Annotated in this window: 20 protein-coding genes; 14 read left to right on the top strand and 6 right to left on the bottom strand. The window is 66.2% G+C overall.

Going from position 1 to position 16,268, the window contains the following annotated elements; all coding sequences use genetic code 11:
• Window positions 1–103: 103 nt before the first annotated feature.
• Window positions 104–364 carry a DUF1344 domain-containing protein gene (locus LC092_RS18055; RefSeq protein WP_224808801.1) on the top strand — a complete coding sequence of 87 codons (261 nt, stop codon included), beginning with the start codon at window positions 104–106 and terminating at the stop codon, window positions 362–364.
• An 83-nt stretch (window positions 365–447) separates the two neighbouring features.
• Here the strand turns inward: LC092_RS18055 and LC092_RS18050 are convergent, their stop codons facing one another.
• Window positions 448–1,074, bottom strand: coding sequence for a histidine phosphatase family protein (locus LC092_RS18050; protein WP_224808799.1), 627 nt, complete (start codon window positions 1,072–1,074; stop codon window positions 448–450).
• Between the two features lie 86 nt (window positions 1,075–1,160).
• Window positions 1,161–1,979: an enoyl-ACP reductase FabI gene (gene fabI / locus LC092_RS18045; RefSeq protein WP_224808797.1), complete on the bottom strand. Its 819-nt coding sequence runs from the start codon at window positions 1,977–1,979 to the stop codon at window positions 1,161–1,163.
• Window positions 1,980–2,198: 219 nt separating this feature from the next.
• On the opposite strand from fabI, the gene LC092_RS18040 reads away from it, so the two are divergent.
• Window positions 2,199–3,623 (top strand): FAD-binding oxidoreductase, encoded by a 1,425-nt coding sequence (locus tag LC092_RS18040; RefSeq protein ID WP_224808795.1) that lies wholly within the window; start codon window positions 2,199–2,201, stop codon window positions 3,621–3,623.
• Between the two features lie 92 nt (window positions 3,624–3,715).
• Here the strand turns inward: LC092_RS18040 and LC092_RS18035 are convergent, their stop codons facing one another.
• Entirely contained in the window at window positions 3,716–4,495 is a 780-nt protein-coding gene (locus tag LC092_RS18035; protein WP_224808793.1) for an SOS response-associated peptidase, read from the bottom strand.
• A gap of 140 nt (window positions 4,496–4,635) precedes the next feature.
• Here LC092_RS18035 and LC092_RS18030 point away from each other — a divergent pair, with 140 nt between their 5' ends.
• The 4 genes from LC092_RS18030 to LC092_RS18015 all read left to right on the top strand — a co-directional run bounded on the left by LC092_RS18030 (window position 4,636) and on the right by LC092_RS18015 (window position 6,564).
• Window positions 4,636–5,154, top strand: coding sequence for a hypothetical protein (locus LC092_RS18030; protein WP_224808791.1), 519 nt, complete (start codon window positions 4,636–4,638; stop codon window positions 5,152–5,154).
• Window positions 5,151–5,606, top strand: coding sequence for an NUDIX hydrolase (locus LC092_RS18025; RefSeq protein WP_224808790.1), 456 nt, complete (start codon window positions 5,151–5,153; stop codon window positions 5,604–5,606). The genes LC092_RS18030 and LC092_RS18025 overlap by 4 nt, the downstream gene beginning before the upstream one ends.
• An 82-nt stretch (window positions 5,607–5,688) precedes the next feature.
• On the top strand, window positions 5,689–6,135 hold the full coding sequence (locus tag LC092_RS18020; protein ID WP_224808789.1) for a TIGR02301 family protein: 447 nt from the start codon (window positions 5,689–5,691) through the stop codon (window positions 6,133–6,135).
• 156 nt (window positions 6,136–6,291) lie between these two features.
• Window positions 6,292–6,564, top strand: a complete 273-nt coding sequence (locus tag LC092_RS18015) for a hypothetical protein (RefSeq protein ID WP_224808788.1) — start codon at window positions 6,292–6,294, stop codon at window positions 6,562–6,564.
• A 28-nt stretch (window positions 6,565–6,592) separates the two neighbouring features.
• Here the strand turns inward: LC092_RS18015 and LC092_RS18010 are convergent, their stop codons facing one another.
• The gene (locus LC092_RS18010) at window positions 6,593–7,222 is read right to left on the bottom strand and encodes a LysE family translocator (RefSeq protein ID WP_224808787.1); all 630 of its coding nucleotides are present in this window, start codon (window positions 7,220–7,222) and stop codon (window positions 6,593–6,595) included.
• A gap of 282 nt (window positions 7,223–7,504) precedes the next feature.
• Here LC092_RS18010 and LC092_RS18005 point away from each other — a divergent pair, with 282 nt between their 5' ends.
• Together LC092_RS18005 and LC092_RS18000 are read left to right on the top strand one after the other, a co-directional pair.
• Window positions 7,505–8,125: a hypothetical protein gene (locus LC092_RS18005; protein ID WP_224808786.1), complete on the top strand. Its 621-nt coding sequence runs from the start codon at window positions 7,505–7,507 to the stop codon at window positions 8,123–8,125.
• Between the two features lie 47 nt (window positions 8,126–8,172).
• Window positions 8,173–8,556, top strand: coding sequence for a DUF427 domain-containing protein (locus LC092_RS18000; RefSeq protein ID WP_224808785.1), 384 nt, complete (start codon window positions 8,173–8,175; stop codon window positions 8,554–8,556).
• A gap of 331 nt (window positions 8,557–8,887) precedes the next feature.
• Here the strand turns inward: LC092_RS18000 and LC092_RS17995 are convergent, their stop codons facing one another.
• Complete coding sequence (locus LC092_RS17995; RefSeq protein ID WP_224808784.1) at window positions 8,888–10,162, bottom strand: L,D-transpeptidase family protein; 1,275 nt, start codon at window positions 10,160–10,162, stop codon at window positions 8,888–8,890.
• 359 nt (window positions 10,163–10,521) lie between these two features.
• Here LC092_RS17995 and LC092_RS17990 point away from each other — a divergent pair, with 359 nt between their 5' ends.
• Window positions 10,522–11,277 (top strand): hypothetical protein, encoded by a 756-nt coding sequence (locus LC092_RS17990; protein ID WP_224808783.1) that lies wholly within the window; start codon window positions 10,522–10,524, stop codon window positions 11,275–11,277.
• 17 nt (window positions 11,278–11,294) lie between these two features.
• Here the strand turns inward: LC092_RS17990 and LC092_RS17985 are convergent, their stop codons facing one another.
• Window positions 11,295–12,077, bottom strand: coding sequence for a class II glutamine amidotransferase (locus LC092_RS17985; protein ID WP_224808781.1), 783 nt, complete (start codon window positions 12,075–12,077; stop codon window positions 11,295–11,297).
• 267 nt (window positions 12,078–12,344) lie between these two features.
• Here LC092_RS17985 and LC092_RS17980 point away from each other — a divergent pair, with 267 nt between their 5' ends.
• Genes LC092_RS17980 through LC092_RS17960 form a run of 5 tightly spaced genes read left to right on the top strand, consistent with a single transcriptional unit; the run spans window position 12,345 to window position 16,198 of the window.
• Window positions 12,345–13,253, top strand: a complete 909-nt coding sequence (locus tag LC092_RS17980) for a YgfZ/GcvT domain-containing protein (protein WP_224808780.1) — start codon at window positions 12,345–12,347, stop codon at window positions 13,251–13,253.
• Between the two features lie 8 nt (window positions 13,254–13,261).
• On the top strand, window positions 13,262–13,924 hold the full coding sequence (locus LC092_RS17975; protein WP_224808869.1) for an HD family hydrolase: 663 nt from the start codon (window positions 13,262–13,264) through the stop codon (window positions 13,922–13,924).
• A gap of 38 nt (window positions 13,925–13,962) precedes the next feature.
• Complete coding sequence (locus LC092_RS17970) at window positions 13,963–14,505, top strand: tyrosine phosphatase family protein (protein WP_224808778.1); 543 nt, start codon at window positions 13,963–13,965, stop codon at window positions 14,503–14,505.
• Entirely contained in the window at window positions 14,502–15,470 is a 969-nt protein-coding gene (locus LC092_RS17965) for an NUDIX hydrolase (protein ID WP_224808776.1), read from the top strand. Before LC092_RS17970 ends, LC092_RS17965 begins: the two co-directional genes overlap by 4 nt.
• Before the next feature lie 56 nt (window positions 15,471–15,526).
• The gene (locus LC092_RS17960; RefSeq protein WP_224808775.1) at window positions 15,527–16,198 is read left to right on the top strand and encodes an RluA family pseudouridine synthase; all 672 of its coding nucleotides are present in this window, start codon (window positions 15,527–15,529) and stop codon (window positions 16,196–16,198) included.
• Window positions 16,199–16,268: the final 70 nt, after the last annotated feature.

Raw genomic sequence — 16,268 nt, 5'->3', positions numbered from 1 at the left:
CGGCCGGCTGCGCATTTGCCGCTTCGCCGCCACAGATTTCCGGTTTAAGGAAGATGTGAGATGGGGAGCTGCGCGCGTTTGGCGCGATCCGACGGAGAAGGAAATGACACGTCTTATTCTACAAGGCATTGCGGCCGGACTGGCGGTTGCCATGACGGTTGGAGCCGCGCTTGCGGGCGAGGTCGAGGCCACGATAGTCGAGATCGATCCGACCAATGCCGAAATGCAGCTTTCGGACGGAAACCGCTATGAGATCCCGGTCGACTTCTTCGTCGACGACCTCAAGCCCGGCCTGAAGGTCCTCGCCTTCTTCGACGAAAACGGCGAGCAGAAGACGCTCACGGATCTTCAGGTCCTCGACTAAAAGCCCCTCGATCCGGCCCATCGCGCGACCGGCGCGCCGCTCCCGTACCGGATGCGGCGCCGGTCAGATGGGTCTTCCCGGGGTCAGACCCAGTCGAGGTTGGACCCGTCCCAGACGAAGAACTGGTCCTGCGGCACATCAAGCTTCGGGACCTCGTCCGTCGGGATCCCGAGCAAAAGACCCTGAACCACGCGCATCACGCCACCATGGGAGACCACCACGGTCGGCCGCGTGACGGTCGCGAGCCAGGCCCCGATCCGGCCGGAAAGCATCTTGTAGCTTTCCCCTTCCGGAGGCACGAAGCCCCATTTGTCGGCCTTGCGCCGGGCGACAAGCTCGGGCGACTGTGCCTTCAGTTCCGGGATCGTGAACCCTTCCCAAACGCCGAATGTGATCTCGCGCAAGCGCTCGTCGACGGTGAAGGCGCTGTCCCCGCGCTCCAGCTCCGCGCACACGATCCGCATCGTCTCCAGGGCGCGCAGCATCGGAGAGACGGTGAAATGCAAATCGTCCAGCGACAATCCCGCCTGCTCGACATGCGCCTTCAGCGCCTTGCCGTTGCGCCGCGCCTGTGTCCGGCCGGTCTCGTTGAGCTCGATGTCCTTATGGCCCTGCATCCGCCCTTCGGCGTTCCAGTCGGTCTGGCCATGGCGTATGAAAATCAGGTAGGGCGGTGCGACACTGCTCGTGCCGCCGCTCGTCTCCGACATGACGTCGTCCTTCGGTAAATTCAGGCGCGGCTGCGGCGCATCGCCGAGATCGCCCGGACGCGCTTTTCACGCCGCTGCGGATGGGCTCAGTCCTTGACGACCGAAATATCCGGCGCGTCGACCGCCTTCATACCGACGATGTGATAGCCGCTGTCGACATGCTGGATCTCGCCGGTGATGCCGCGTCCCAGATCCGACAGCAGGAACAGGGCGGCATCCCCCACTTCCTCGATGGTGACCGTGCGGCGCAGCGGCGCGTTGTATTCGTTCCACTTCAGGATGTAGCGGAAATCGCCGATGCCTGAGGCGGCGAGCGTCTTGATCGGTCCGGCCGAGATCGCGTTGACGCGAATGCCGTCCTTGCCGAGATCGGCGGCGAGATAGCGCACGCTCGCTTCCAGGGCGGCCTTGGCAACGCCCATGACGTTGTAATGCGGCATGACCTTTTCCGCGCCGTAATAGGTCAGCGTCAGCATCGAGCCGCCGTCGGTCATCAGCTTCTCCGCCCGCTGGGCGACCGCCGTGAAGGAGTAGCAGGAGATCTGCATCGTGCGGGCGAAATTGCCGGCGGTCGTGTCGACGTAACGGCCGGTCAGTTCGTCCTTGTCGGAAAAGGCAATGGCATGGACGATGAAGTCGATCTTGCCCCAGGTCTCCGCCACATGGTCGAAGACGGCATCGATGGAGGCCTCGTCGGTCACGTCGCAATTGCCGGCGACGATGGCGCCCAGTTCCTTGGCCAGCGGCTCGACCCGCTTGCGCAGGGCGTCGCCCTGATACGTCAGAGCCAGTTCCGCGCCCGAATCGGCGAGGGCCTTGGCGATTCCCCAGGCGATGGACCGATTGTTCGCGACGCCCATGATCAGCCCGCGCTTGCCAGCCATCAGTCCTTGTGTACCCGCCATGCCATCTCTCCTGCACGCCCACGTAAAGGGCCGGACACCGCATTCGGCACGACCAGCCCACCCCTGCACAACCACCTGCACCAGGGACGCGTTCGTATGGCACAGCCCCCAGCCGCCTTCAAGCCACCCGCCGCCGTGCCAGCACGGTCGACGTGATGGCGAAATGTGATATTCGTCTTGCCGAATTTCCGGTTCCAAAACGATCAGGCCCACGCCCCCATGACCGACACTGCCCCCCTTTCCCGCCTCGTTGAAATCGTCGGTGAGCGCAATGCCTTGCACGCGCCGGAGGACACCGCTCCCTACCTGCGGGAGTGGCGGGACCTCTATGTCGGAACGACGCCCATGGTGCTGCGTCCAGGCACCCGCGAGGAGGTCGCTGCCATCCTCGCCCACGCCGATGCACACGGTCTGAAGATCGTTCCCCAGGGTGGCAACACCGGCCTCGTCGGTGGGCAGATTCCCAATGAAACCGCCACGGAAATCGTCCTCAGCCTGTCGCGTCTGAACAAGGTTCGCGCGATCGATGCGGACGGGTTCTCGATGACCGTGGAGGCCGGCTGCACGCTTCAGGCGATCCATGATGCGGCCGAAGCGGCCGACCGGCTGTTCCCGTTGACCCTGGGGTCGCAGGGCTCCTGCCAGATCGGCGGCAACATCGCCACCAACGCCGGCGGCACCGCCGTGCTCGCCTATGGCAACACCCGCGATCTCGTGCTCGGCCTGGAGGTCGTGCTGCCGGACGGGCGCATCCTGGACGGGCTGCGCAGCCTTCGGAAGGACAACACCGGTTACGATCTGAAACAATTATTTATCGGTTCGGAAGGCACTTTGGGCATCGTCACCGCCGCAGTCCTGAAGCTTTTCCCCAGGCCGCGCGCGCAGGACGTCGCCTTCATCGGCCTTGCCTCCCCCAAAGACGCGCTTGCGCTGTTCTCTCGTGCGCGCGCACGGGCCGGGTCTATGCTCACGGGCTTTGAACTGATGCCGCGAATCGGCGTCGAATTCGCCGTCAAACATCTGCAGGGTGCCCGCGATCCGCTGCAATCGCCCTCGCCCTGGTACGTCTTGATGGAGCTTTCCGCCGGTACGGAGGACGCGGAAGACGCCTCTCCGACCCGCGCCTTGATGGAGACGATCCTGGGCGACGCCTATGAGGCGGGACTGGTGGAGGATGCAGCGCTTGCGGAATCGGGCCAGCAGGCCGCCGATTTCTGGCATATCCGCCATGGCATGTCGGAGGTGCAGCGCGAGGAAGGCGGCTCGATCAAGCACGATGTCTCCGTACCGGTCGCCGATGTTCCGGCTTTTCTCGGCGAGGCGATCGCGGCGGTGGAAGCGCTCGTGCCGGGCTGCCGCCCCGTTCCCTTCGGCCACATGGGCGACGGCAACATTCACTTCAACGTCAGCCAGCCGCTCGATGCCGACAAGGCTGCCTATATCGCCCGCTGGGACGAGATGAACCAGGTGGTGCACGATGTCGTCGGAAAGTTCGGCGGGTCGATTTCCGCCGAGCACGGCATCGGCCGGCTGAAGCGCGACCTGCTTGCCGAGGTGAAAAGTGACGTCGAGATGGACCTGATGCGCCGCATCAAGGCCGCCTTCGATCCCAATTGCACCCTCAACCCGGGCCGCATCCTCTAGCGTCCGCAGACGCCTGCTAGGCGCCCGCACAAAGGCTCTCTAGCGTCCGCAGACGCCTGCTAGGCGCCCGCACAAAGGCTGGCGGCCGGCAGCTAGAAGAGGTCGAACTGATCGTCGGACGGCTTGCGCCCCTTGGCTGTCTGCCGTTTCGCCTTGGGCGGAGCCGGCTCCGCGGCGGCCTCGTCGCGGATCGCGCCCTGCGACGCGGCCACGGGCTCCACGAGGTCGGGCGCATCTTCAATTGCACTGTTCACCCGCGCGGACACCGGGACCGTCTCGAACAGGCTTTCCGGCGCCGGGCGCAACAGCGCCCGCGCTTCCTTCAAAGGCGTGTTCTGGACGTCGAGCCAGCAGTCGAAATCCTCCGGCGCGATCACCGCCGGCATGCGGTTGTGGACCGGCGCAACCGTTGCATTCGCCGCCACGGTCAGGATCGCGCCGGTCTCGATCTCGCCGCCGTCGGGATCGCACCATTCCTCCCACAGTCCGGCGAAGGCGACGATGCCGCCGTCGCGCGGGCGGATCCAGTAGGGCTGCTTGGGTCCGGCGTCCGGCCGGTGCCATTCATAAAAGCCGCTGGCGGGGATGAGGCAGCGGCGGTGGCGCATCGCGGCGCGAAACGAGGGCTTTTCCGCCGCCGTTTCCGCCCGGGCATTGATCAGCAGGCTGAAGCTTGCCGGGTCCTTGACCCAGCCCGGCACAAGCCCCCATCGCACCAGCACGAAGCGACGCGCACCGAAAGCCTCGCGGACCGTCGCGATCGGCTGGGTCGGTGCGATATTGTAGCGCGGCGGGAAATTCGGCGTGTCGGCATAGCCGAACAGCGCCCGGACCTCCTCAGGGGTCGCGGAAAGGGCAAATCGTCCGCACATCGCGTCGCAACCTCGCCTCGGGTTTCTCTCGGGGGTCGGACCGACCGCTGGCTTGCCTTGGTATCGCATTCTCCCAATTAGGCAATTTGAAACCCGATGGCGGTAAGACTGCAAGGTGAAAGTTCCGAAGAGACGGACAGATGAGCGAGACGCAACCAGTTCTTGGGGCAGGCCATTTGGCAACCGATCGGCTTGCCGCCGCGAATATCAATCCGCATACCGGCCTGGCGACCGACTATCTCAACCATTTCAATGAAGTGGTGATGATGCTCGAGATGCTGCCGGCGATGCCCGATTGCGCGGAAGACGTGCTCGCCTGGCAGCCCCTGAGCTACGAAGACCATTTCGAGGCCTCCTGCTTCAAGGAAAAGGGCCTGGCGATCGAGGCGTTTCACGCCGCCCCGCCACCGGTCCGCCGGGCGTTGCGCGATGTGGTCGCCACGCTCGACACGGCCGTTTGCGAAAAACAGGGCCGCCTGCGCGCCGCAAGCGAAATGGCGACGGGGATCGAAGACCTTGCCGCCACGCTTGCCATGGAGACGGTGGAGGAAATCAAGCCGCTGATCGCCAATGCCAGCGCCATCATCCACGGACACCTTGATCCGGCCGACGATGGCGAGGCCGATTCGCAGGCCTCCATCGACGCCCTCTTCGCGTGAGCGACACACCCCGCGATCCGCAAGGCGCCGGCCGAAAGCCGGCATCCGACCTGCCGCTTGGCGTCAGCGTCCTGTGCCGCGCAACAGATACCGTGCTGCTGGTTCAGCGCGGCAAGGATCCTTATCTTGGATACTGGAGCCTTCCAGGCGGCCGGGTCGAGGCGGGAGAACGCCCGCGCGATGCCGCCCGGCGCGAACTCCGTGAAGAGACCGGCCTTGAGGCCGACCTCGATCCGGACCCGGTCGAATGGGTCGAGGTGGACAGCCCGGCGCGTGATGCCGTGCCCGCCTTTCGATTTCGCATCGCCGTTTATCTGGCAACCCGGCCGCAGGGCACGCTCACGGCCGGAGACGATGCGCAAGACGCCGCCTGGGTGCGGATCGCCGATCTCGACGGGCGGCCGATGACGCCCGGAACGGCGGCGCGCATTCGCCGCCTGACCGGCGGTTAGGCGGCGCTACCCCTGCCGGAATTTCCGGATGCGCCCCTTGCACGCCGGACGCGCCCGGCGCATCTTTCCTGCGATGTTCGACATGATCCCTCTTCGCGCCCGCTCCCCCGCCCGTGACGGCGTCCGCACGCGCGGCCTTCGTGCTGCGTCGCTTGCCTGCGCGCTCGCACTGCTGATGCTTGGCAGCGGACTGCGCGATCCGGCCGCAGCGCAGGTGCGGCCGGAAGACCCGCCCTATGAGGCCGACCTGATGCGGCTTTCGGAGATCATGGGCGCACTGCATTACCTGAGGCCGCTGTGCGGCGCGGCCGACGGAACGCTGTGGCGCGACCAGATGCGCGCGCTGCTGGATGCGGAAGTCAGCGACGATGCACGCTCGCGCCGCTTCATCGAACGCTTCAATCAGGGATACAGGGGGTTTTCCTCGGTCTACCGACAGTGTACGCCTGCAGCGAAGACGGCCCTGGCGCGCTACATCGAGGAAGGCGGCGCGCTGATCCGCAACGTAACCACCCGCTACAATCGTTAACGTTTGGCCGTTGATTTCCCGCCCTGTCACCGCATTGCGTTAACCATAAATGGCGGATTTTAGCGGTTTAATTAAGGAATTGTTTACGCTCAGCCCCCGACTCACGCAAAGATGGTCCTCATCGCACACATCGAGCACGGACCAGGGCGGACAGACATGCGGGACACCGACCAGAGCGAATACGAGATCGAGGAGGTCGCGGTCACGGATCAGGACATCCGTCGGATGGCCCTTGGCTACATCGACGAGGCCTTTGCCGAAGCCGTCGCCTGCGGGATCGATTCCGCCGCCGTGTCGCATGCGGCGCTGTTCACCGCCTTCGCCGACCTTGTGACGACCTTCGGCGAAGAAGCGGTCGCGCAGATGGCGGAAGACCTGCCCTCGCGCGTGCGCCGCGGCGACTACACGCTGTTCAAGCCCCTGCACTGACGCCAGCACCTGTTGCTGCGAGGCCCGTTCAGCCCTCCAGGAAAAGGTGGAGGAAGATCGCGACGCCGAAAGCGATCAGCAGGCTGCCGGACGCGCGGTTGATCCACACCAGCCAGGCATCGGTCATGCGGCTGCGCAACCGCGACACCATGGCGGAGATGAACACCCACCAGCCGGTTGCCCCCGAAACGACGCCCGCCACCATGGCGGTCGCGCCGGCATAGTCGCCCGGGTCGGGCGCCCATTTTCCCAGACTGCCGAAGATCGCGAGAAAGCCGAGCACCACGCCGGGATTGGTGATGGTGAGGGCAAAGCCTGTCCCCATGCCCGCCCAGAGGCTGGTCGGCGGGCCGTCCTCCTCGCTGAAATGCGGATGGGCGGCTAGGATGCGCGCGCCGAAGAGGATCACCAGCATGCCTCCGGCGATCTGGATCAGACCGCTGTGGCGCTCGACGAAATCGGACACGGCCGTGATCCCGAAGGCGGCAAAGCCGGCATAGATCCCGTCCGCCGCCACGGCGCCCGCGCCGGCAAGCAGCCCCGGCAGGAAGCCATAGCGCAACGCCCGCTGGATCGCCGCGATATTGACCGGCCCGACGGGCGCGCTGGTTGCGACGCCGATCGCGATCCCGATCAGGAAAAAGACGGTTACCGACACAAATGCCCACTTTTCGCGTGTTCGACAGCAGGCACGCCCCTTGGCCCTTCCCGCCCGACGAACAAGGCTTATCTCATTGTCGGTACCCCACTCAACGCCCCCGGTGCGATAGGGATGGACACACGGACCGGACATTCACAAAGCTGTGTTTTCTTGCGGGGCCGGCTTGCTATAGGGTCGCGCGAAACCGCAACGCGATTGAAACCCGAGGTGACAATGACTGGCCTGCGAAGATTGGCGATCGGACTGTGCGCTTCGATTTTCCCCCTTGCGGGCCCCGCGATGGCGACGAGCGTCCAGACGGAGCGGATCCAGGTCGAGCCGCGCGACGTCGCTCCGTCCTCGCCCCTCATTCCCGACGCCGAGTTGAACGAAGCAACGCCGCTCGCCGAGCCGGGCACGGCCGCCGCCGGTGCGACCGACGCGCCGCAGGTCATGCTGCCCAAGGTCTATTACGGCGATGCGGAGCTGCCCAAGCCGGTGGCGCGCATGCGCGCGCAATTGCTGGAGGCGGCCCATTCGGGCGACATGGAGCGGCTGCGCATGGTGCTGGAAGGCAACGAATTGCTGCCGACCCTCACCTTCGGCGAGATGGACGACCCGATCGACTATCTGAAGTCGGCCTCCGGCGACGAGGACGGCTACGAGATCCTTGCCATCCTGGCCGAGGTTCTGGAGGCCGGCTACGTCCATGCCGATGTCGGAAGCTCGCAGGAAATGTATATCTGGCCCTATTTCGCGCGCACCCCCTTCGACCGGCTGACGCCGGAACAAAGGGTCGAGCTGTTCCAGCTCGTCACCGCGGGCGACATGGCGGACATGAACCTGACCGGCACCTGGACGTTCTACCGGCTCGGCATCGGCCCGGACGGAACGATGCATTACTTCGTGGCCGGCGACTGACGCGCGAGCTTGATTTTGGACGCACCGACGACAAGAGGATCCCGACGATGAGCAATCCCGCGCCCGGATTTGCCGCGCACCCGGACCATGCCATCAGCCTTCACCCAAGCACTGCCCTTGTTCGTGTCAGCCTCTACGATCAGCCCGTCGCCGAAAGCCGCCGGACCGTGATCCTGCGCGAATCCGGCTACCCGGACGTGCACTACCTGCCAAGGGACGACGTCGACATGGAGCGGCTCACCGCCTCCGATCACGCCACCTACTGCCCCTTCAAGGGCGAGGCCAGCTATTGGGACATCCACGTTTCGGACGGCGCGGCGGAAAAGGCTGCCTGGAGCTACGAGGCGCCCTTCGATGAAGTGGCGGCTTTGAAGGGATATATCGCCTTTTACGCCGACCGCGCCAATGTGGACATCGTCGAGGAAGGCTGACACGTGCGGCCGTCTTGTCGACGGACAGGCGCGGAACCGATAAAACGCCGGCGAGAATCGCCGGCGCGGAGGATGACGACAAAGCTTTGGAAGGGGCGTCGTCCCGGACGCAGCGTGAGCTGCGATCCGGGATCGGGGAGGCACGGCCTCGCGTTGGGCAATTCGCTGTAAAGCGTGGCCGTTGGGCTCTCCGATACCGGGTCGCGCTTGCGCTTGCCCGGTATGACGCAGGTGAGCGTTCGCACCCTTCGCCTTCAGACTGAGCGCCGGCAAGGATCGCCGGCGCTGTTTTTGATTCAGGACGCTTGCTCTTGTGCGCTATCGCTTGCGCCTACTGGCGGGTTGTCACCACGAAGTCGGTGCCGAGGCCGGAATGCAGGCGGAACGGGCGGTCGGTCACGATCAGCGACGATCCGAGCGCGAGGCGGTCCTCCACAAAGGCGCGGGCCTCGGGCGTCCATTCGATCCGCGAGAGCACGCTGTGGGCATCCGTGCCTTGCGTGGCCGCAGCGGTCACGCTCATCCAGCGCGGGGCGCTTGCCGTGCCGCCCTCGTCGATCACCGTGTAGATGTGCGTGCCGATCGGCGCATCCGGATCCTTCAGCACCACATTGGCGGAATAGATCTCCTTGAACTTGCGGCGCACGTAGAGGCGTCCGGTCGCGGGGCCGGTCTCGCCGGCCGCGGCATAGAGCGCCCGCAGCACCAGATCGCTCGGCTCGCCGGTCACGGGCAGCTCGGCGCCTTCCTGGAAGAGCTCGATCGCGGCGCGGGTCTTGCGGCCCATCACCCCGTCGACCGGCCCGGGCGCATATCCCAGTTCGTCGAGAACGCGCTGCATGTCGCGCAGCCGCTCGCGCGCCGAGGTGCGTGTGATCAGGATGCGCAGCGGATCGCGCGGCTCGGCCTTCGCGGTGTCCGCCGTCCGATCGATCGAGCCGACCGTCTCCGGCGCGTCGCCGGCGGCACCCGGAAGGGCCGGACGCAGCATGACCGCATCAGGATCGAGGCTCGCGACCTCGGTCTCGCCCGCGCCGGAGCGCGGCAGCGCCGCATGGAGGATGCCTTCGGGGCGCGTGCGTTCCCGCGTGATGATCACATGCCCGCCGCGCTCGGTCTTGCCGAAGAGATCCTTGGCGAAGCCACGCGGCAGCCGGATGCAGCCATGCGAGGCCGGATAGTTCGGCACCCGGCCCTCGTGCAGGGCGATGCCCGACCAGGTCAGGCGCTGCATGTAGGGCATCGGCGCATTGTCGTAGAGATTGGAAAAATGGCGGCGCCGTTTTTCCAGGATGCTAAAGATCCCGGTCGGCGTGCCGTAGCCGGTCTTGCCGGAGGAGATCCGCGTGCTCTCGATGAGCTGCGTGCCGCGATAGACGTCGAGCGTCTGGTCCTTCAGCGACACCAGGATCTGGAGCGGCGCGTCGGCCAGAAGGGCCGCGCCGGCCTTCATGCTGTCGCCGGCGACCGGTTCCAGCGGCTTGGTGTCACGCGCCATTGCCGGCGTTGCCGCAAGGGCTATCGCCAGTCCCAGCATCGCTCCGCGCACCGCGACCGACCGCCGTCGGCAGTCGTTTTCCGAAGTCTTGACTGTCATCTTGCTCATACGCACACCCATCGCCCTTTTTGTCCCCGGACCGTCATCATCGATAGCGCGGATCCGTGAATCCCTGGTTAGTTGTCGCAGGCTATGGCGGTTGCGGGGCCGCTTCCGTGACCGCAATCACACCTCGGCGGATCGGTGGGCGCAGGGCCAAAGCAGGCGAGGAGATGACAGCCGATTCGCCCTTGTCCACATAAAAACCGCAGAGTTTCCGCAAATTTCCTTGCGTTCCAGGCGCATTTCTTCGTTGCGACTCAGGGCGCGATTCGGAATCGTTTAACCAAGACGACCGAAAGCCGGTCGGCCAATCAAAAAAACATAACAGGAAGCGCGGAAGACGTGAGTCCGCGATGGAGACCGCTGTGTCTAAAACACCAACCGCCCTGGAACGCATAGCCCAGCCCATGTTCACCGACATCAACGACATTCGCATGTCCGACTGCCCGGTCGAAGTGGATGCCCTTCCGGTCGTCAATCGGCTCCTGGAGCAAAACCCCTGTTTCAGAAACGTCAGCGAAGCCTTCGAGGCCGGCCTGTTCGACATCGTGGAAATGAACTTCGTGGAATGCAATCCCGTGCAGGAGCGGGCACTGCGCGAGCTGGTTCACGTCCTGTCGCGCCGCATCCTCGATATCTTCGAGGCGTCGCTGCTGATGAAGCAGCTGGCGCTGGAGGACGGCACCTGCAAGCTCACCAGCGCGCAGATCACCGCCTTCGTGGAGACCGCCCGCGAGGAAGCGCAAATCCAGTGCCTCGACATCAACGAACTGCGGCCGAATTCCGAGGAAGCCGCCTATGCGGCGGTGCTCAGGACGATTTTCGACGAGTTGCGCGCCTATCTCGGCCTGCCGACGCTCGACCTGGAATTCCTGATCCCCGACCTCAAGGCCTGCATGGATCTCGTCGTGCAGCGCCATGTGTGGCGGCGCATCCGCATCGAGACAGAAACCCACCGCCGGGTCGGCGAGAACATCGAGGCGCTAATGGCGCTGGCCTCCGATATTGCCGACCATCGTATCCCGCGGCTGTTCACCATCCGCCCGATCCCGGCCCGCGCGCGCATCGCCAACCTGTCGGCCAATTTCGGCGGACGCGGGTCGCTGCCAAGCCCCGCCTGACCCGGCGCATGCCGGCCTCAGGCCTGCACGCCGAGCGGATTTCTGCGTTCGTCCGTCTCCGTAAGCTCATAAAGGACATCGGGCTCCACCGCGCGCCAGCGCGCGCAAGGCCCCTCCAGCGGCTCGGAGGCGAAGGCGCGCCCGCCGTGATCCAGACACTCCGACAGATAGAAGCTCGGCGCCTTCGCATCATCCGCATGACGAAAGGCGAAGATGCGCGCTCCGTCGGAAAACGCGCAGGTCAGCCGCAGGGGCTGCGTTCCGTCGCTCCGCTTGCGGGCAATGCCGGTGACCTGCGAAAGCGTGCGCTCCAGCGCCGCCTGCGGATCGTGGTCGAGACCGTTGGTCAGCATCATCAGGAAGAACAGTTCCGAATCGGTCGTGCCGCGCCGGGTGGCGTAATACTCGTCGGCGATACAGGCCTCCATGTCGCGACGCAGCCGCGGAAAGTCCCCCAGCCCGCCATTGTGCATGAAGGCCCAGCGCCCGTAGGCGAAAGGGTGGCAGTTGTCGCGCGACGAGGCCCCCGTCGTCGCCGCGCGGACATGGGCCAGGAACGGCCTTGAGCGCACCAGCCGGCACACGCTCGGCAGGTTGGTGTCGGCCCAGGCCGGAAGAACATCCTTGAACAGCCCCGGTTCCGGCAGATGGCCGTACCAGGCGATGCCGAAGCCGTCGCCATTGACCCTCAGCTTGGCTTCGCGCGCATCCTGGCTTTGCACCAGCAACGAATGGCGCGGTCTTGCGATGATGTTCTCGAGCGGGATCTCCGTCCCGAGGTAGGCGGCCAGGCGGCACATGGAGGACAAGGACCTTCTTTGCGGCCGGCACGATGCCGGCGAACGACGATATCTATCCGGATCCTACTGCGTCGCGCCAGCGCAAAGCATCGAAATCGCCCCACCGTAGGGTCGGTTTTTCGACCGCACGCACCGTCGCAGGGCCGGATCCTCGATCAGTCTCGCCGGGGCCACCGGTGCCGCGTTCATCGCTGTCGACACGGCCCCTCTTGTTGCCCGCCGCGATCCGGCCTATCTCGCGTTGAGGACGAGCGGCGGAGGATTCTCATGACCCAGACGGAACCCAACAGCGACACCGATACGGCCGGGGTTTGCGTTCCGCTGACCGACCGGCGGGTCCTTCGCGTCGCCGGGGCAGACGCGCGCGGGTTCCTGCAAAACCTGCTGACCTGCGATCTGGACGATGTCGATGCGCAGCGCGCGGGCTATGGCGCCCTGCTGACGCCGCAGGGAAAGATCCTGTTCGATTTCCTGATCTTCGCCGAGGGCGATGCCTATCTGCTCGATACCCATGTCTCCGGTGCGGCGGATCTCGCCAAGCGGCTCGGCTTCTACAAGCTGCGCGCCAAGGTCGAGATCGCGGATGTCAGCGACGACTATCAGGTGCTTGCGGCCTGGGGCCGCGACTGGCCCTCGGATGTCCCCGGCATCGCGGTGCCCGATCCGCGGCTTGCCGCCTTCGGAACGCGCATCCTGGCAAAAGCAGGCGCCGATCTGCCGGCCGGCTTCGAGCGGGGCGACGACGGCGCCTATCATGCGCGCCGGGTCGCCCTTGCCCTGCCGGAGGCCCCGCATGACTTTCAGCCCGGAGATGCCTTTCCCCACGACGCGGACATGGACGATCTCCACGGCGTCGCCTTCGACAAGGGCTGCTTCGTCGGTCAGGAGGTGGTGAGCCGGATGCAGCATCGCGGCACCGCCCGGCGCCGGATCGTGCGTGTTGAGGCCCATGCCCCGCTTCCCGCGCCCGGCAGTCCCGTCACCGCCGGCGGCAAGGCCGCCGGAACGCTCGGCACCACGGATGGCGCGAGCGGGCTTGCGCTGGTGCGCCTCGACCGGGTGCATGGTGCGCGTCAACGCGGCGAGCCCGTCCTTGCCGGCGAGGTCGCCATCGACGCGCAGCTCCCCGACTGGGCGCGCTTTACCTGGCCGAAGACGGCGGGCGACGACGCGTGAGCGATAAAATGTCGAAACCGGCCAGGGCCGCGACGCCGCGGGCGTGGCAGCGCATGCTCTCGGGGCGCAGGCTCGACCTGCTCGACCCCTCGCCGCTCGACGTCGAGATCGAGGACATTGCCCACGGTCTTGCCCGAGTGGCGCGCTGGAACGGGCAAACGGTCGGCGACCACGCCTTTTCCGTCGCAGAGCACTCCCTGCTGGTGGAGGATCTTGCCCGCGAGCTGACCCCGGACCTGTCGCCGGACGCGCGCCAGATCATCCTGCTGCACGACGCGCCGGAATATGTGATCGGCGACATGATCTCGCCGTTCAAGGCGGTGATGGGCGGCAACTACAAGGAGATCGAGGCACGGTTGCAGGCCGCGATCCATCTGCGCTTCGGACTGCCCGCCGTCACTCCAACGCGGCTGAAGACGCTGACCAAGCGCGCCGACATGATCGCGGCCTATTTCGAGGCGGTGGAACTGGCCGGTTTCTCCCATGCGGAGGCGGCGAAGATCTTCGGCAGGCCGCGCGGCTATCCCAGATCCGTTGACGGCGGCCCCCGTCTCGGCTTGTCGGCAGAGCCTTCGGCCCGCGCCCAGGAGCGCTTTCTGAAGCGTTTCGCCGAGATCGAATCCCTGCGGGCGCAATCTTCGATGACCGCTGCGCCACAGCGCCCTAGATAAGGCATTGTGTCGACAGGCTCCAACAACAAGGATACGCGATGATCACCGTTTGCTCGCTGGCGCGTTTGGGAGAAACCGTGGAGCGCACGCGTGCGCGCCACCTCGTCACCCTGATCAGCGGCGGAACGCAGGTCGCCCGTCCCGCGTCCATCCACGCCAACGATCATCTGTTCCTGACCTTCAACGACATCACCGCCCCGGCGGAGGGTCTGACGCCGCCGGGAGAGGACCATGTCCGGGAACTGATCGGCTTCGTGCGGCGCTGGAACCTGTCCGGCCCGATGGTGATCCATTGTTTCGCCGGGATCAGCCGCTCCACCGCGGCCGCCTATATCACGGCCTGCGCCTTGCAGGCGGACGCCGACGAAAAGGCGCTGGCGCAGGCGTTGCGGGCGGCGTCCCCCTCCGCCACGCCAAATCCGCGACTTGTCGCACTTGCCGACAGTCTTCTGGGCCGCAACGGACGCATGAGTGCGGCGATCAAGGAGATCGGGCGCGGCGCCGACGCCTATGAGGGAACGCCCTTCACCTTCGCGGTCGGCGGCACCTCCGCTCCCCCGGCCGCGTCGGCCCCGCGATGATCGAGATCGGACTGAACGCGGTCATCGTCGCCGTCGCCGACCCGCATCCGCAGGTGCTGACCATCGCGCCCGGCGGGCAGGCAGGGCCACCCTATGCGCTGCCGTTCGGCCCGTTCGACCCGACCCGCCACCGCACCTTCGAGATCGGCCTGCGCGAGTGGGTGGAGGAACAGACGGCGCTGAAACTCGGTTATGTGGAGCAGCTCTACACCTTCGGCGACCGGGGCCGGCACCACATCCACTCCGACGAGGGACCGCATGTGGTCTCGGTCGGCTATCTGGCGCTCGCCCGCCAGACGAGCCGCTCCGACGAGGCGCTGGCCCAGCAGCATGCCCAGTGGCGCTCCTGGTACGATTTTTTCCCCTGGGAGGACTGGCGATCGGGCCGCCCGGCCATGGTGACGCGCGAAATCCTGCCTGCTCTGGAACAGTGGATGGCCGCCCCCGTGCCGGCGGGAAGCCCGCCGCGCGCGCAGTCGCGCGAGGACCGGGTGCATCAAGCCTTCGACATTCAGGACGGGAGCTGGGACGAGGAAAAGGTGCTCGACCGCTGCGAGCTGCTCTACGAGGCCGGCCTTCTGGAGGAGGCGCGCCGCGACGGTCGCCCGGCCGCGCTGGAACGCAAGGCGACGCCCGCGCTCGGTCAGCCGATGCTCTACGATCACCGCCGCATACTGGCGACGGCGATTTCGCGGCTGCGCGCGAAGCTAAAATACCGCCCCGTCGTGTTCGAGCTGATGCCGCACGCCTTCACCCTCACCGACCTGCAGCGCTGCGTCGAGGCGATCTCGGGCCGCCACATCCACAAGCAGAACTTCCGCCGGCTGGTGGAAAAAGGCGATCTGGTGGAACCGACCGGTGAAACCTCGACCCAGACCGGCGGGCGTCCGGCAGCCCTCTTCCGCTTCCGCCACGAGGTCCTGAAGGAACGCCCCGCACTCGGCCTCAGGGTCGGCGGCCGCTGAGCGCATCCGCGCTGCCAAAGGCTTTGCGCCGGCGCGGCCTGCGCGATAGATGAACCATGCTCACCACCCCGCCCGTCCCGCGCGCCTATGCGCCGCCGCTCTCGCCCGACCTCGTCGTGCTGCATGCCGACGACGACCTTCTCGTGCTCGACAAGCCGAGCGGCCTGCTCACGGTCCCCGGCAAGAGCGCGGACCTGGCGGACTGCCTGATCGCCCGTGCCGAGGCACGCTTTCCCGGCGCGCGCATCGTCCACCGGCTCGACATGGACACCTCCGGGGTGATCGTGCTTGCCCGCAATCCCCACGCCCACCGTCACCTCGGCCTGCAGTTCGAGCGGCGGCACGTGTCCAAACACTATGAGGCGCGGGTCTGGGGACGCGTGGCTTCGGACTGCGGCACGATCAACCTGCCGCTGGCCTGCGACTGGCCCAACCGTCCGCGCCAGCACATCGATCCGGCCGGCGGGCGCCATGCCCGCACCGACTGGCGGGTGATGGCGCGCGACGGCGAGACCACCCGCCTGCGCCTCGAGCCGCTCACCGGGCGCTCGCATCAGCTCAGGGTGCACCTGCTGACGCTCGGCCATCCGATCCTGGGCGATCCGCTTTATGCCCATCGCGACGCGCTCGAGGCGGCGGAGTGGTTGCAGCTTCATGCCGCAAGCCTCACGATCCGCCACCCGACCGGTGGCCGGCCCTGCCATTTCACCTCCCCCTGCCCGTTTTAAAAAAACACCGTGACGCCAAGACCTTCGGTAAAATGTCACCGACCGCGTTAACCAAGATCGGGTGCAGCCT

The organism is Stappia stellulata (assembly GCF_020176715.1).
Taxonomy (GTDB): Bacteria; Pseudomonadota; Alphaproteobacteria; order Rhizobiales; family Stappiaceae; genus Stappia.
Note: the sequence above shows the minus strand (reverse complement) of the source record. Positions and strands in the feature narration are given on the sequence as shown.

Excerpts from the sequence above, each read along its gene's own strand:
- LC092_RS18035 (WP_224808793.1), bottom strand. The coding sequence starts at position 4,495 with ATGTGCGGACGATTTGCCCTTTCCGCGACCCCTGAGGAGGTCCGGGCG.
- LC092_RS17970 (WP_224808778.1), top strand. The coding sequence starts at position 13,963 with ATGATCACCGTTTGCTCGCTGGCGCGTTTGGGAGAAACCGTGGAGCGC.
- LC092_RS18020 (WP_224808789.1), top strand. The coding sequence starts at position 5,689 with ATGATCCCTCTTCGCGCCCGCTCCCCCGCCCGTGACGGCGTCCGCACG.
- LC092_RS18015 (WP_224808788.1), top strand. The coding sequence starts at position 6,292 with ATGCGGGACACCGACCAGAGCGAATACGAGATCGAGGAGGTCGCGGTC.
- LC092_RS17980 (WP_224808780.1), top strand. The coding sequence starts at position 12,345 with ATGACCCAGACGGAACCCAACAGCGACACCGATACGGCCGGGGTTTGC.
- LC092_RS18000 (WP_224808785.1), top strand. The coding sequence starts at position 8,173 with ATGAGCAATCCCGCGCCCGGATTTGCCGCGCACCCGGACCATGCCATC.
- LC092_RS18040 (WP_224808795.1), top strand. The coding sequence starts at position 2,199 with ATGACCGACACTGCCCCCCTTTCCCGCCTCGTTGAAATCGTCGGTGAG.
- LC092_RS17975 (WP_224808869.1), top strand. The coding sequence starts at position 13,262 with ATGTCGAAACCGGCCAGGGCCGCGACGCCGCGGGCGTGGCAGCGCATG.
- LC092_RS18005 (WP_224808786.1), top strand. The coding sequence starts at position 7,505 with ATGGCGACGAGCGTCCAGACGGAGCGGATCCAGGTCGAGCCGCGCGAC.
- LC092_RS17965 (WP_224808776.1), top strand. The coding sequence starts at position 14,502 with ATGATCGAGATCGGACTGAACGCGGTCATCGTCGCCGTCGCCGACCCG.
- fabI (WP_224808797.1), bottom strand. The coding sequence starts at position 1,979 with ATGGCGGGTACACAAGGACTGATGGCTGGCAAGCGCGGGCTGATCATG.
- LC092_RS18055 (WP_224808801.1), top strand. The coding sequence starts at position 104 with ATGACACGTCTTATTCTACAAGGCATTGCGGCCGGACTGGCGGTTGCC.
- LC092_RS18050 (WP_224808799.1), bottom strand. The coding sequence starts at position 1,074 with ATGTCGGAGACGAGCGGCGGCACGAGCAGTGTCGCACCGCCCTACCTG.
- LC092_RS17960 (WP_224808775.1), top strand. The coding sequence starts at position 15,527 with ATGCTCACCACCCCGCCCGTCCCGCGCGCCTATGCGCCGCCGCTCTCG.
- LC092_RS17995 (WP_224808784.1), bottom strand. The coding sequence starts at position 10,162 with ATGAGCAAGATGACAGTCAAGACTTCGGAAAACGACTGCCGACGGCGG.
- LC092_RS17985 (WP_224808781.1), bottom strand. The coding sequence starts at position 12,077 with ATGTGCCGCCTGGCCGCCTACCTCGGGACGGAGATCCCGCTCGAGAAC.
- LC092_RS18030 (WP_224808791.1), top strand. The coding sequence starts at position 4,636 with ATGAGCGAGACGCAACCAGTTCTTGGGGCAGGCCATTTGGCAACCGAT.